This is a genomic window from Hungatella sp. L36, assembly GCF_014288035.1.
The window spans coordinates 500,368-513,435 of record NZ_JACOPC010000003.1 but is presented as its reverse complement, the minus strand read 5'-3'; the positions used below and the strand labels follow the sequence as shown (position 1 = coordinate 513,435).

General features: G+C 49.4%; 9 protein-coding genes and 1 other annotated feature. Of the genes, 2 read left to right on the top strand and 7 right to left on the bottom strand.

What is annotated here, in order from left to right; genetic code table 11:
• The first annotated feature begins 164 nt into the window (after positions 1 to 164).
• Positions 165 to 1,460, top strand: a complete 1,296-nt coding sequence (locus H8S80_RS11200; RefSeq protein WP_002604503.1) for an HD-GYP domain-containing protein — start codon at positions 165 to 167, stop codon at positions 1,458 to 1,460.
• A 45-nt stretch (positions 1,461 to 1,505) separates the two neighbouring features.
• Here the strand turns inward: H8S80_RS11200 and H8S80_RS11195 are convergent, their stop codons facing one another.
• The 3 genes from H8S80_RS11195 to H8S80_RS11185 form a co-directional block, all read right to left on the bottom strand.
• Entirely contained in the window at positions 1,506 to 2,549 is a 1,044-nt protein-coding gene (locus H8S80_RS11195; protein ID WP_117633681.1) for a ribonucleotide-diphosphate reductase subunit beta, read from the bottom strand.
• 53 nt (positions 2,550 to 2,602) lie between these two features.
• Positions 2,603 to 5,134, bottom strand: a complete 2,532-nt coding sequence (locus H8S80_RS11190; RefSeq protein ID WP_002604505.1) for a ribonucleoside-diphosphate reductase subunit alpha — start codon at positions 5,132 to 5,134, stop codon at positions 2,603 to 2,605.
• 452 nt (positions 5,135 to 5,586) lie between these two features.
• Positions 5,587 to 6,114: a putative immunity protein gene (locus tag H8S80_RS11185; RefSeq protein WP_002604506.1), complete on the bottom strand. Its 528-nt coding sequence runs from the start codon at positions 6,112 to 6,114 to the stop codon at positions 5,587 to 5,589.
• A 178-nt stretch (positions 6,115 to 6,292) separates the two neighbouring features.
• Here H8S80_RS11185 and H8S80_RS11180 point away from each other — a divergent pair, with 178 nt between their 5' ends.
• The gene (locus tag H8S80_RS11180) at positions 6,293 to 7,168 is read left to right on the top strand and encodes a hypothetical protein (RefSeq protein ID WP_002604507.1); all 876 of its coding nucleotides are present in this window, start codon (positions 6,293 to 6,295) and stop codon (positions 7,166 to 7,168) included.
• A gap of 130 nt (positions 7,169 to 7,298) precedes the next feature.
• On the opposite strand, the gene H8S80_RS11175 is transcribed toward H8S80_RS11180, so the two are convergent.
• The 4 genes from H8S80_RS11175 to H8S80_RS11160 all read right to left on the bottom strand — a co-directional run bounded on the left by H8S80_RS11175 (position 7,299) and on the right by H8S80_RS11160 (position 13,020).
• Positions 7,299 to 7,838, bottom strand: coding sequence for a GNAT family N-acetyltransferase (locus tag H8S80_RS11175; protein WP_117633682.1), 540 nt, complete (start codon positions 7,836 to 7,838; stop codon positions 7,299 to 7,301).
• Between the two features lie 231 nt (positions 7,839 to 8,069).
• The gene (gene tyrS, locus H8S80_RS11170) at positions 8,070 to 9,293 is read right to left on the bottom strand and encodes a tyrosine--tRNA ligase (RefSeq protein ID WP_117633683.1); all 1,224 of its coding nucleotides are present in this window, start codon (positions 9,291 to 9,293) and stop codon (positions 8,070 to 8,072) included.
• 69 nt (positions 9,294 to 9,362) lie between these two features.
• Positions 9,363 to 9,642, bottom strand: a binding site (T-box leader).
• A 67-nt stretch (positions 9,643 to 9,709) separates the two neighbouring features.
• Positions 9,710 to 11,566 carry an aryl-sulfate sulfotransferase gene (locus H8S80_RS11165; RefSeq protein ID WP_117633684.1) on the bottom strand — a complete coding sequence of 619 codons (1,857 nt, stop codon included), beginning with the start codon at positions 11,564 to 11,566 and terminating at the stop codon, positions 9,710 to 9,712.
• A 17-nt stretch (positions 11,567 to 11,583) separates the two neighbouring features.
• Entirely contained in the window at positions 11,584 to 13,020 is a 1,437-nt protein-coding gene (locus tag H8S80_RS11160) for an SLC13 family permease (protein ID WP_117633685.1), read from the bottom strand.
• Positions 13,021 to 13,068: the final 48 nt, after the last annotated feature.

Sequence of the window (13,068 nt, the reverse complement as noted above, 5' to 3'; positions counted from 1 at the left end):
TCCGTCTACGGTTCGGGCGCCCTTCTCACTCTGCGAACCGCCCGGAACGCATGGAACATCCTTTCACATTTTACTGTAAAATTCCCATACATAAGCATGACATTCCCCCCCATTTATGTTACACTTAAATTTACCATCAAACACGAAAACTGGAGAACAAAATTATGCAGTATACAGGTTCCATTGACAACCGGGGAATACTGGAAATTATCCGTCGTTCCTGCAGCTATGTGGACGCCCGCCTGATGAATCACGGCTACAGGGTGGCCTATATTGTATCTGAAATGTTAAAGCCATACTTCCATGAAGACGCCCGGAAGATACGGGACGTCTGCTTTCTGGCCCTTCTTCACGACATCGGCGCCTACAAGACCGATGAGATTTCAAAGATGCTGCAGTTTGACACCGATGATGTTCTGGCCCACTCCGTCTATGGCTATCTGTTCATCAAATACTTTTCTCCGCTCAAGAAGCTTTCCGGTGCTATTCTTCTGCATCACGCCACCTGGCAGGTTCTGGAGCATTCGGAGGTATTTCCGAAAGGAATCCGGCTTCTTGCCCAGGTCATTCATGTGGCCGACCGCATCGACGTCGCCATGGAGGTGCAGCATCTGACATGGGAAGAAACCGCGGTTCTCCTGAAGAAAGAAAGCGGCACAAAATTCTCGCCCTTTATTGCCGATCTTGCCCTCGCCTGCGATTTCCACACACCGTTCGAAGGTGACACGGACGCAGAATCACTATTTTTTCAGCTGTTTTCCGAGATTTCCCTCACACAGGACGAAATCACGGATTACTTAAAGATGCTCATCTTCACCATTGATTTCCGAAGCCGCCACACGGTTACCCATACCATCACCACCACGACCATCAGCGCCGAACTGGCGAAACGCATGGGGATGAACGAGGAGGAATGCAACCAGATCATCTGCGGTTCCATGCTTCATGACTTGGGAAAAATCGGCATTCCGGTGGAAATCCTGGAGTATCCGGGCAAATTGAGCCCCCAGGCCATGAATATCATGCGCACCCACGTGGACATCACTGAGAAAATATTCGGAGACGTCATCGAGGATACGGTCAAATCGCTCGCCCTCCGTCACCATGAAAAGCTCGACGGCTCCGGTTACCCGAGAGGCCTGGCCGCCGCCGACTTAAGCACCGGAGAACGGATCGTGGCCATCGCCGATATCATCAGCGCCCTTTCCGGCACGAGAAGCTACAAGACCGCATTTTCCAAAGACAAAATATGCACGATTATCACAGAAATGAAGGACGCTGGTCTGATCGACGCCGATATCGTGGAGCTCATGATTTCCGACTACGATGAGATCATGGAGGAGACCCGAATTCAGTGCCAGCCGATTCTCGATATCTACGTTCTCATACAAAAGGATTTTGACCGGATTTCCCTGGCCATGACCGTGGATGACATCGCGGGCATGAAGGCAGTTTTCTAAAACTGTCCTCATGCCCGCTTCTTCTTTAAAAATCATCTGCCAGATTTAAAGATCATCTACCAGAGCGCTGCTCTTCGCATAAGCCGTACTTCTGGCCTCAAAGAAATCCGTCTTTATCATGTTGGCATTGCTGTACTGGGATACCCAGGCCATACTCTCCGGTTCCTTTTCATGCCCCTCATAAATCGGGTCAAAGCCAAGGCTGAAACACCGCAGGTTGCCAAGATACTGAATATAGTCCGTTATCATATCTTTCGTCAGTCCCGGCACCTTGTCTCCGATGGCGTAATGGCCCCAGGCAATCTCCTGGCGGCATCCCTCTTTAATCATCGCTCTGTAAACATCCACGCGTTCGGGGGTAAAGAGCTCCGGCTCCTCATTTTTGAGTTCCAGAATCATGTTGCGGAACAGCCATAAATGGGTGTTCTCATCCCGGTTGATATACCGGATCTCCTGTGCGGATCCCGGCATCTTGTGGTTCCTGCCAAGGTTATAGAAGAACATAAATCCGCTGTAGAAGTAAACCCCTTCAAGGATAAAATTGGCTACCACGGTCTTCATAAATGTAAACGGGCTCTTGTCCTCCTGAAATTCATTATAGAGATTTCCGATAAAGGTATTTCTGGCAAGCAGATGCTCATCATTTTTCCACTGGTAGAGCACCTCGTTCCTGGTCTGCGGCTCGCAGATGGTATCCAGCATATAGCTGTAGCTCTGGCTGTGAACCGCCTCCTGGAAGGTCTGGATTGACAGGCATAAGTTGATTTCATTGGCCGTAATATATTCGCCGATGGCCGGTAAATTGGCGGTCTGGATGCTGTCCAGAAATACGAGGAATGACAGAATCTTGTCATAGGCCCTCCGCTCCCCGGCGTCCAGCATAGGATAGTCCTTTACATCAGGGCCCAGGTTGATCTCCTCCGGCACCCAGAAATTGTTCATGGCCTGCCGGTACCAGTCGCTCACCCAGGTGTATTTCATATTGTTAAAATCGTTGAGATTCGTTGTATTGCCGCCTATCATACGGCGGTTTCTGACGTCAGTATCGCCGTTCGGATTGAATAACGGCTTTCTGGTTAATTGTTCCATGGTCTTTCCTTTCCTCTTTTACAGCTTGCTGTATGTTATTTCCGCGGCCGCATTTAACTGGAGCATACCTCGCACTCTTCTACTTCCAGGCTTCTGGAGCGGATATAATAAATGGTTTTTACGCCGCACTCCCAGGCCAGTACATAAAGGTTCAGCACCTGCCTTAAGGTGTATTCGTTGGTGATATAGAGATTCATGCTTTGCGCCTGATCCACATGGCGCTGCCGGATTCCCCCCGCCCGGACGGACCACTGCTGATCAATGTAGTGGGCGTTCTTGTACTGCCAGAATGTCTCGGGAGATAAATCCGGAGCCACCCGTGGCACCAGTCCATTCTTCTTTTCCTCCAGGTAATACCGGTTCATGATCGGGTCCAGGCCGGCCGTCGTTCCCGCCAGCATACTGGTGCTGCTCGTCGGCGCAATGGCGATCAGCCATCCGTTTCTCATGCCGTTTGCCGCCGTCTTTTCCTTCAGCCGGAGCCACTCTTCCGAATGGTAGTTCCGTTTTTCAAAATAGGCGCCCGTCTGCCAGTCGCTTCCTTCAAACAGCTCATAGCGGCCCTTTTCCCCGGCATAGTCACAGCTTGCCTCAATCGCCGCGTAATTAATCCATTCAAACACCCGGTCGGTAAATGTCAAATGCTCCTCCGATTCCCAGGAAATTCCGTTTTTCGCCAGCATATGGTGGTAACCGCTGATCCCCAGTCCGATGGGGCGGTACCGCATGTTGTTGATTTTGGCGTATGGAACCGGGAAAAAGTTTAAGTCGATGACATTGTCCAGCGCACGCACTGCGTACCGTGTCAGCTCGGTAACCTCTTTCCGGTCCGTCACATCGATCTTCCCGAGAGAGAGGCTGGCCAGATTACATACCACGAAATCGCCGGGCTTTGTCACTGTCACCACCACCGTTTCGCCGTCCACCGTTTCGATGCGCTGCTCCATCTGTTCCACCGGACTCATATTTTGTGCAATTTCCGTACAGAGATTGCTGCAGTAAATGATGCCCTTATGGCTGTTGGGATTTGCCTCATTAACCAGGTCCCGGTTAAAGGTAAATGGAGTTCCCGTCTCCACCGCACTCTTTAAAATCAGGCGGACCAGTTCTTTTACCGGAATCACCCGCTTATGAATCCTGTGATCAGCGACACAGTCCCGATAGCGTTCCTCCCATTCCTGTCCATAGGAATCTTCCAGCGAGTAGCCCTTTACCGTGAGTATCTCATGAGGACACATCAGGTACCAGTCCGCGTCGATATTCTCCTTTGCCAGCTTCCAGAACAGATTCGGATAACAGACCGCCGGAAATACGTCGTGTGCCTTCATACGGTCGTCCCCATTGTTGGTACGCAGCGCCAGGAATTCCGGAAGATCCTTGTGCCACGCATCCAGATATACGGCGACGGCTCCCTGGCGCACGCCCAGCTGATCTACCGCCACCGCGGTATCATTGGCCAGCTTGATCCAGCGGATCACGCCCCCGGCTGCGCCCTTAAAGCCGCGGATTGCACTTCCTGCTGCCCTGACCTTGCCGAAATACAGCCCCATACCACCGCCGAACTTGCTGACCTTGGCAAAGCTGTCAATGCTGCGGTAAATGCCATCCAGGCTGTCCGGCACCGTGTCTATAAAACAGGAGGAAAGCTGATGATACGGCTTTCTCGCGTTGGAAAGGGTCGGCGTCGCCATGGTAACCTTAAGCGTACTCAGCATATCGTAAAAACGCCTCACCCATTCCAGCCGGTCGTTCTTCTCCAGCATGGCCAGATGCAGGGCGATGCCCAGAAACATCTCCTGCGGGGACTCTAACGGAACATTCTCCCGGCTGCGGATCACATATCTGGAAAGAAGCAGTTCCAGACCGGAATACGTAAAAAACTGATCCCGTGTGCCATCGAGGAAGCCCTCACACGTCTCGATCTCCTCCCTGGTGTAATGTTCCAGAATATAGTCGCCGTAAAGCCGTTCCCCTGTCAGAAAATACAGCTTATCGTAAAAGCTTCTGATCTGATACTTCGCCTCCATGGATCTTAAATTCTTTCTGAAGCGGACCATCAAAAGACGGGCTGCAATGTACTCCCAATCCGGCGCTTCCTGGGTGGTAAGCTCCACAGCGGCCTGGATTAAGGCGGCCAGCTTCTCCGCTTCCGTCATCCCCTGTTTATAGAAAGCCGAAAATTTCATAAACAGGTGCTCCAGCCGGTACGCGGTGCCGGTCCATTTTTTCTGAATCTCCTTTAAGACGGCCTCCATATCAGGAACATCGTTAAAATACCGGACCAGATCCTGCCTCACACTGCGTTCCTTACTCCGCTCATTCCGATAAAGAATAAAGCTCTTAAGCGCCTCGTAGCAGCCGGCTTCCATCAGAGACTGTTCCACCATATCCTGAATCTGCTCCACGCTGAGAGGACTTCCGTCCTTCACCGCACCGTCTACTTTCTCTTTCACCAGGCCCATGATCCTGTCCATCCGCGCCTCGCCAGGCTCCTGATTCACACTGGCAAACGCACACAGGATTGCACTCTTTATCTTCCCGCACTCGTATGATTCCGGCTGACCGTTTCTTTTTCTGATATCCATTTCTTTTACCGCCATTCTCCAAAGTTTAATTGTCATTTTTCATTCATCAAGCAATCAGTATTAATAACTGTTATTAATGCCGTCACTAAAAGATGATACCACAAGATGTAGTTTATTACAAGATTGTGATCGCAAAATATTTGATTTTTTTACCGTTTGTAATACAACAGATCGATACATGCAAAACTGATGGCCAACCCGAAATCTGATCTTATTACACGGGCGAAAAAGCGCTTTTATTCTATTATAAACAGAATTCCGGCTTGGAATCAAGCGGCAATGAATCAGATGGTGACGAGTATGAATATGAGACCTTTTCCTGCGGGATCAGCACGAAAAAAATAACGTGGAAATGCCGATTAAAAAGATAAGAGGAATCGGCATTCCCACGTTGAAATTATTTTCTTTGTCGGCTGTATTTAACAGCAACAATCTTCTGCATCGGGCACCCCCTAACAATTCCATTTCACCTTCACCGGATGTGCTTCATCCGGCACGCAGACCTGTTTCAGCGAATCTACAGCTTTTTCCAACTCTTTGGAAGCTATTTTATCATAAACCTCAGCACCTTGTTCCAGTCCGGCCTGGCTGTATGCTGCGGCTGCGGCCCCATAAAACAGAAATCCCAGCGCGCTGGTCGGCGTATGGACCGAAGCACATGCTGTTGAAACCGCTCGCGCCGCAGCCTGCGCGGTCGGATTATCCGCCAGATCCCGGGCAAGCTGCCCCGCTTCCTTAATTACCGGTTTTATCTCACTTAATTTACCGCTTCCTTTTAAATATTCTTCACATACCAGTATCGTATCCCTCAGACACGCATTCCCCGGGCACTCGTTCTCATAAATTCCCAGGAAATTATCTTTCGCATAGCCAACAGCCCAGCCCGCCAGCGTTTTTTCATTCTGTGTTTCAATAAGACGCATCAGTGCAATACATTCCGCAGAATTGACATCACCAAGCATTTTTCTTAATTTAGGCATCGTTTTTCTCCTGTTCCTTCTCTCATCTTTCACACAATTTTATCATACCATACTCCCCAGCACTCCATCCATCATTGTAAGTATTTGTAAACCTTTCTTAATTTTCATTTTTCTTCCAACCTGCTATAATCTAATTGGCAGCAATCGAAAAACACAACTAATTTAATGGAGGTTTTCAATGAAAAAATTAACCGGAAGTCTGCTTCTCTCACTTTTATGCGTCACAGCCGTCTTCGCCTCTGGATTTGCTTTCCGTTCAAAGGCTGACACAGGTACGGCTCCTTCTTCCGTCCGGATCTATGGAACGGTAAATCAGACCAGCGACGGCCGACTGTCCATTTCCCGGCAGGACGGGGATTTCGCCGGACAGGAATTAATTATCAATGTATCGGAAGAAACCAGAATTTTAGACGCAGTAAACGGTTATCCCGTTGCGCTGGATACGCTTAAAAACGGCGAGACCATCTACGCCTATATCAGCCCGGCCATGACCTTAAGTCTTCCGCCGATGTCTCACGGAGAGATCATTCTCTGCAGCATTCCGGCCGATTTCAAAGTTCCGGAATATATAACAGTTGATACCTTGACGGTTGCAGGTGACGGTGTTTCCGGTACCATTTCAGCAGATAACGGTACCACCTATACCGTTAATTCCGACAGTCAGATTCTTCCTTACCTCACAAGAAATATCGTCACACTTCAGGACCTTGTGAAAGGTAAGAAATGTCTCGTCTGGACACAGACGGGTTCCAATACTGCATATAAAATCGTAGCATTTGCCGATTCGGTAAATACAGACGGCTCCGGCGAAGCGGCAGCCCCCCGCGGCTGGTCTTCCCAGGATGGCAGCTGGTATTACTATGACAGCACCGGCAGTCTCCACAAAGGCTGGTTAAATGATAACGGCGACTGGTATTACTTAAATCCGGAAACCGGCGTTATGCAGACAGGTTTTCTCACGGTTGACGGAAAGACCTATTACCTGCAGGAAAATGGAAAAATGCTGACAAAGGCGAAAACCTTTACCCCCGACGCAAGCGGTGCACTTCACTAAGCCGTTCGATTCCATCGGCAGCGCTGCTGTCAACATCGGCGTCACCACAGCAATCAGGCAATCCACATAAAAAAGGATGGCGGAGGCCGGGATTCTCCCAAGAGCGATCCCAGCCTCCGCCATCCTTTTATCACCTCTCCATATGCGGATTCAACCTTGCATAAATATAGGTATCCTTCCAAAGAGGTTTGTTATCGTCATCTTTCCAAAAATACACATTTTGTTTCAAGTAAGCTTCCCGTTCAAATCCCAATGACTCCAGCAGTCTCCAGGAGCCTTGATTTTGAGGGTCACACTCAGCGAAGATTCTATGTATTCCACCGGAAAATGCCTGCCCGATTAAAGCCTTGCAGCTTTCCTTAGCATATCCCTTTCCCCAATAATCCTGATTAAATACGTATCCCATTTCGAGGGCGTCAAACTCCCGCTTTCCCAAATATACATTTCCTATCATCTTATGACTGCTTTTTAGTTCGACGGCAATCATCTCATCGGTCGAGATTCTCCATGCAAGGTTACTCTTTACTTCATCCGGATCCATCGGTTTATAAGGTTCGTATTTAACGACCTCCGGATTGGATAAGTATTCGTACAGATCCTGCGCATCTCCTTCCACATATCTTCTTAAAATCAACCGCTCTGTTTCCACTATCACATTTATGCTTTCCACAGTATTCCTCCCTGGGTTCTTACCTGATTCTGCGTTTCCCTGCTTTGACGGTTTTCCGGTCCCAATCGGATTTATCATTCTACTCTAAATTCAGCTGCCGGTTTTGTCAAGTATTCCGATGTCATTTTCTATCAGCGTTTTTTTTGCCGCAGGCTCTGGGACAGTTATACTCCAACAACAGGAAAGCGGCGAACGCCATAAGCATTCACCGCTCTCACCATTTCCTCAATTCTATTTCGCAATAACCTTAACAAACTTCTTCTTTCCGCGCTTCACAACGACACCTTCGCCCTCCAGGCTCTCTTTGGCGAAGACGGCCTTCACGTCATTTACTGCATTGCCGTCAACGGATACGCCGCCCTGTTCCACGTTGCGTCTTGCCTCGGAACGGGAGCCGGCGAGGCCGGATTTATGAAGAATATCGAGAATATCAATGGTTCCTTCTCTGAAATCTTCATCCGTCAGCTCGCAGGTCGGCATATCGGCCGCATTACCGCCGGTGAACAGTTCGCGGGCGCTCTTCTGAGACTTTTCAGCTTCTTCCTCGCCGTGAACCAGCTTTGTCAGCTCGTATGCCAGGATTTCTTTCGCCTGGTTTAACTGGCTTCCTTCCCATTTATCCATCTCGTTAATCTGCTCGATCGGCAGGAATGTCAGCATGCGGAGACATTTTAAGACATCTGCGTCGCTCACATTTCTCCAGTACTGGTAGAAGTCAAACGGAGTGGTCTTGTTCGGATCCAGCCATACAGCGCCGGACTGGGTCTTGCCCATCTTCTTGCCCTCGGAGTTAAGCAGCAGGGTGATTGTCATGGCATGCGCATCCTTGCCCAGCTTCCGGCGGATCAGCTCTGTACCGCCCAGCATGTTGCTCCACTGATCGTCGCCGCCGAACTGCATATTACAGCCGTAGCGCTTAAACAGCTCATAGAAATCGTAGCTCTGCATGATCATGTAGTTGAATTCCAGGAAGCTTAAGCCTTTCTCCATACGCTGCTTGTAGCATTCGGCTCTCAGCATGTTATTTACAGAAAAATGAGTTCCCACTTCACGCAGGAAATCGACGTAATTCAGCTCCAGCAGCCAGTCCGCATTGTTGACCATCATGGCCTTTCCTTCGGAAAAATCGATAAAACGGCTCATCTGCTTCTTGAAGCAGTCGCAGTTGTGCTGAATCGTATCCACAGTCATCATCTGGCGTAAATCGCTGCGTCCCGACGGATCACCGATCATTCCGGTACCGCCGCCGATCAGCGCGATCGGTTTGTTTCCCGCCTCCTGTAAACGCTTCATCAGGCAAAGCGCCATAAAATGTCCTACGTGAAGGCTGTCCGCGGTTGGGTCAAAGCCAATATAGAATACAGCCTTCCCTTCGTTGATCATTTTGCTGATCTCTTCTTCATTCGTTACCTGGGCAATGAGGCCGCGGGCTTTGAGTTCTTCGTACGCTGTCATAATTGTTTTCTCCTTTTCTTTAATTTTTGCAGATACTTTCCTATTACATAAAAAAAAGTCCCGTCCTGTTCAAAGGACGAGACTGTAATCCCGTGTTACCACCTTAATTTATAAACGGCTCGCGCCGCTTACCTCTTCGAGTACGATCGTCATACTCTAGCACGATAACGTGTGCAGGAATCCGTCACAGTCTACTCGCCGATCCATAGGACTCTCCGTCCTTTCCAAATCTGCTTTCAGTGTGAAGCTCAAAGATGTATTCACAATCCGCTTTCCACGCGCCTCTCATCAACCGGCTGCTTTCTGTGTGCTGTTGCGCATTATTACTTGTTCTTATCAACGCCTTTTTGCATTTATGAAGTTATTGATTAGTATATGAGGTTTCGGTTTGTTTGTCAAGAGCCTAAATTTATTTTTCAGCCATCAATTTTTAAAGTCAGGCCAAGGCTGTATTTAGTATCATCGATAATCAGAGAAACGGCGTATTCCCCCTGAAGACCGCATTTATTCAGCCGGAAGTCCACCTGACGCCCGGAACTCTGGAATGTGCCCACGCACATGGCGGTAAATGACACTGCGGAAGTGGATACGAAATAGTTATGACAGTTTCCCTCCCCGTCTTCTAAGACCAGCATCACCAGCTGCCCTTTCTCGAAGGTTCCATGGAAGGTGTAACGGTCAAACTCTTCGCTGATATCTAAGTGGTATTGATCCGGAATGGTGCTTTTACTATATTCCGTCTCGGCGGCGGTTCCGAATTCCGGCGTTTTCCCTAATGTCCCCAGTATTGTTCCGCGTCCCAGCGTCAAGTTCTCCCCTTCGCTGTAAAGGGACATTTTCTTTGCGCGGTAATAATTGGCGTTCAGGCACATTTCGTAGACAACTCTGCCGTCCAGAAGCTCCACGGTCTTTGACTCAAGCCGGACATTTTTGTTCTCAAAGTATCTGCGGGAGCCGACACCTTCGCAGGTGATACCGTCAAGGGAGGCAATTCCGCCGGAATGTACCAGATAATTCCCCTCTCCGTAGTAGTCCACGTTGGAGATGTAGGGCGAGAAGAACTCATTTCCCCGTTCCTTTCCGTACTGCCAGATCTGTCGGACGGTCCGGTTCTCCCGGTCGATGCTAAAACGCACGCCTCTTGAGTAATTGTCTTTTCCCAGGCGGTAGTGCTCCGGGTTTTTAGAACGGTAATGGCCGTTGTCAAAGGTCATAACATCACCATCCGGGGTTATGAGACAGGCGTGCTGTTCATACTGCCATTCCAGATCGCCCACTGGCTTTAAGAAGTACGCTTCCCTCATGTCCTCCGGCCAGCCTTCCGGATCCCCCAGAATCCAGTTCAGTTTTCCGCTCTGAAAATCGATGTTGATCAGGACATCCTGATGGCGGCCGGATAGTGTGATGGAATCCGTCTTTTTATCATACCACAGGGCATTATTGTGGAACCAGTCGTGAGCGCTCCAGCTTCCGGAAGGAGCGGCATCCTGAGGCAGAATATCCTTGAAGTCCCAGGTTTTTAAAATGGAACCATCCGCCCTGTCAATCAGGACGCACATATCCTCCACCGTGCCATTTTCAAAGCACTCCGTCAGTACAAGGAGGTTCCCATCCTCCATCTCAAACTGGTCGTGGTGATAGCCGCCGGGAAGACGGTATTCCGCATAGATTTTTCCGATCAGGTCCATTTCCCACAGCCCCGTCGTATAATACGGTTTCTCCAGAAGGCGGGGGGAACCGATGGAAAAACGGCCGTTCTGCAGTTCCTTTATGGCGAAGGTGATGTTTTCCGTGCAGTACCAGCGGCAGTCTCCGCGGTAATCGTAAGCGGCCGGAAGCGCGCCCATGGCGGGTATGACGAACATCACGTTTCCATCCATATACGCGGCTGTCGTGTCAATGGACTCCGGCAGTTTGACGGCACTGTCCAGCGGGCCGGTGGTGATAATGATTTCTTTACGCCGCCCATCTGACAACCTCAGTTCCACGGTATTATCCGTTCCCGGATACAGGCCAAGCACCGGTATTACGTGTTCATACGCCTCCGGAAATGCTTTTGCGATATCTCCGCTGGCTTCCATCCCTTTCACCGTAATGCTCACACTCACCTTCTCCTCCGTAAAAAAAGCGATCACGGCGGTGAGAGGCGCTATGCCGTAAGGATTTACCGTAACGAGCGGATTTTCAAAAGAACGGTGTTCCCGGTGAAAGCTCTCTATAAATTCCTGTTCTGCTGCGGCCTGCTGGTCAATAAAATGTTCTATTGTTTTCATCCTGTTCCTCCTGTTATTTATGAAAAGAAAATATTAGCGATGGGCAGACCCACGGCCAAGACGGCAATCAGACTGATTATGCTCATCAGGATTCCGTATTTATAGATATCACCAATTTTCAGCCATTTCGTATTTCCGTGCAGGATGGCCGATGTCGTGGAGGCGGCCGGCGTCACAACGGCAATACACACCATATACATGGACAAGCATGCAATGGCCGCGGAGCCGGCGCCGATCTGCTGCGAAAATACATGGATAATTGGTATGAGCAGCATGCCTACCACCATATTGTTGCAGATATTGGTGAGAACACACGCAATGACAACAATGGTAATGGTGAAGACCAGCGGACTCTGTCCCTCGAATACAGGCGTTAAAATCTGCTTCAATAACACGGTGATTCCCGTGGCTTCATCGGTCAGGGCATTTCCAATGGTCAATGCGGAGCCTACAATCAGCACAACGGACCAGATCATATATTTGGAAACAATCGTCTTAAAATTAACCAGCGGCTTTTTGTCTACGTGGATCAGACAGCATACGGTTATGATAAAGACAGGGATTGCATTCTGTGTATCCTTTAACAGCTGCTGCAGAGCCCCTTCCGGCAAAAGAGAGGGAGCCAGCACCCAGATGATAAAAAAGAGCAGGGCAAAGCTTAAGCTTTTCTGGCGGAGATTCATGGGCGGCAGCGGATTTTTGTCAAAAAGACTGGCATCGATCTGTTTCAGCGGCGTCACGTCCGGCTTAAGTACGAAACGCATGAGCAGAACGATGGCGGCCAGCGCCGTCAGCGAAATCGCCGCTGCGGTTACCATATAGGGGAGGTATTCGATCGCCGTCCCGGTCACCTTTGCATAATTGCCCAGCAGCCCCGGGAGCGCGCCCTTGAAAGGTGTTGTCGCAAACCCAAAGGAAGCCGCCATTACCACAGAGATCAGCATTAAGGTCACATACCGGTCGCCTTGTTTATAGCCGATTACTGCAAATAGGCTGTAGAGAATCGGCCAGAAGATGAATATGGTGGGACTCGGAGCGGTCAATACGGATAAAAGATATACTCCCAGTAGAAGCATTGCGGTAAATACCCATGGGCGTCCGTTATTGATCCTGCGGGTGATAAACCAGCGGGAAATGTACTCGCAAATTCCTTCTTCTGTTATGGCTCCTGTCAGCATGATGACAAAGAACAGCATGATGACGATAGGATTTCCGAAGGTCGAGCTCAAAAGGCCGTTAAAACTGCCGAAACCGGTGAGTCCTAACATCAGGACGCCGAACAGACTGGGCCAGAGCGTATCGACAAAGGTCCATAGATACATCGTTCCAAGAAAGACGCCTAATACCTTGACTCCGACTTCCGTAACTGGTCCAAAGGGAGAAATAAAACGGAAAACCAGCATAATCAATATGCCAATAATACAATGAATATAATACTTAACCCCTGATTTCATGGTGCTTCTCCTTTTATCGGTTGAATTTGTCTGAGTACTCTGTTAAGA

Bases quoted from the DNA above. Each gene is read 5' to 3' on its own strand.
- H8S80_RS11200 (WP_002604503.1), top strand. From the start codon at position 165: ATGCAGTATACAGGTTCCATTGACAACCGGGGAATACTGGAAATTATC.
- H8S80_RS11195 (WP_117633681.1), bottom strand. From the start codon at position 2,549: ATGGAACAATTAACCAGAAAGCCGTTATTCAATCCGAACGGCGATACT.
- H8S80_RS11190 (WP_002604505.1), bottom strand. From the start codon at position 5,134: ATGGATATCAGAAAAAGAAACGGTCAGCCGGAATCATACGAGTGCGGG.
- H8S80_RS11185 (WP_002604506.1), bottom strand. From the start codon at position 6,114: ATGCCTAAATTAAGAAAAATGCTTGGTGATGTCAATTCTGCGGAATGT.
- H8S80_RS11180 (WP_002604507.1), top strand. From the start codon at position 6,293: ATGAAAAAATTAACCGGAAGTCTGCTTCTCTCACTTTTATGCGTCACA.
- tyrS (WP_117633683.1), bottom strand. From the start codon at position 9,293: ATGACAGCGTACGAAGAACTCAAAGCCCGCGGCCTCATTGCCCAGGTA.
- H8S80_RS11165 (WP_117633684.1), bottom strand. From the start codon at position 11,566: ATGAAAACAATAGAACATTTTATTGACCAGCAGGCCGCAGCAGAACAG.
- H8S80_RS11160 (WP_117633685.1), bottom strand. From the start codon at position 13,020: ATGAAATCAGGGGTTAAGTATTATATTCATTGTATTATTGGCATATTG.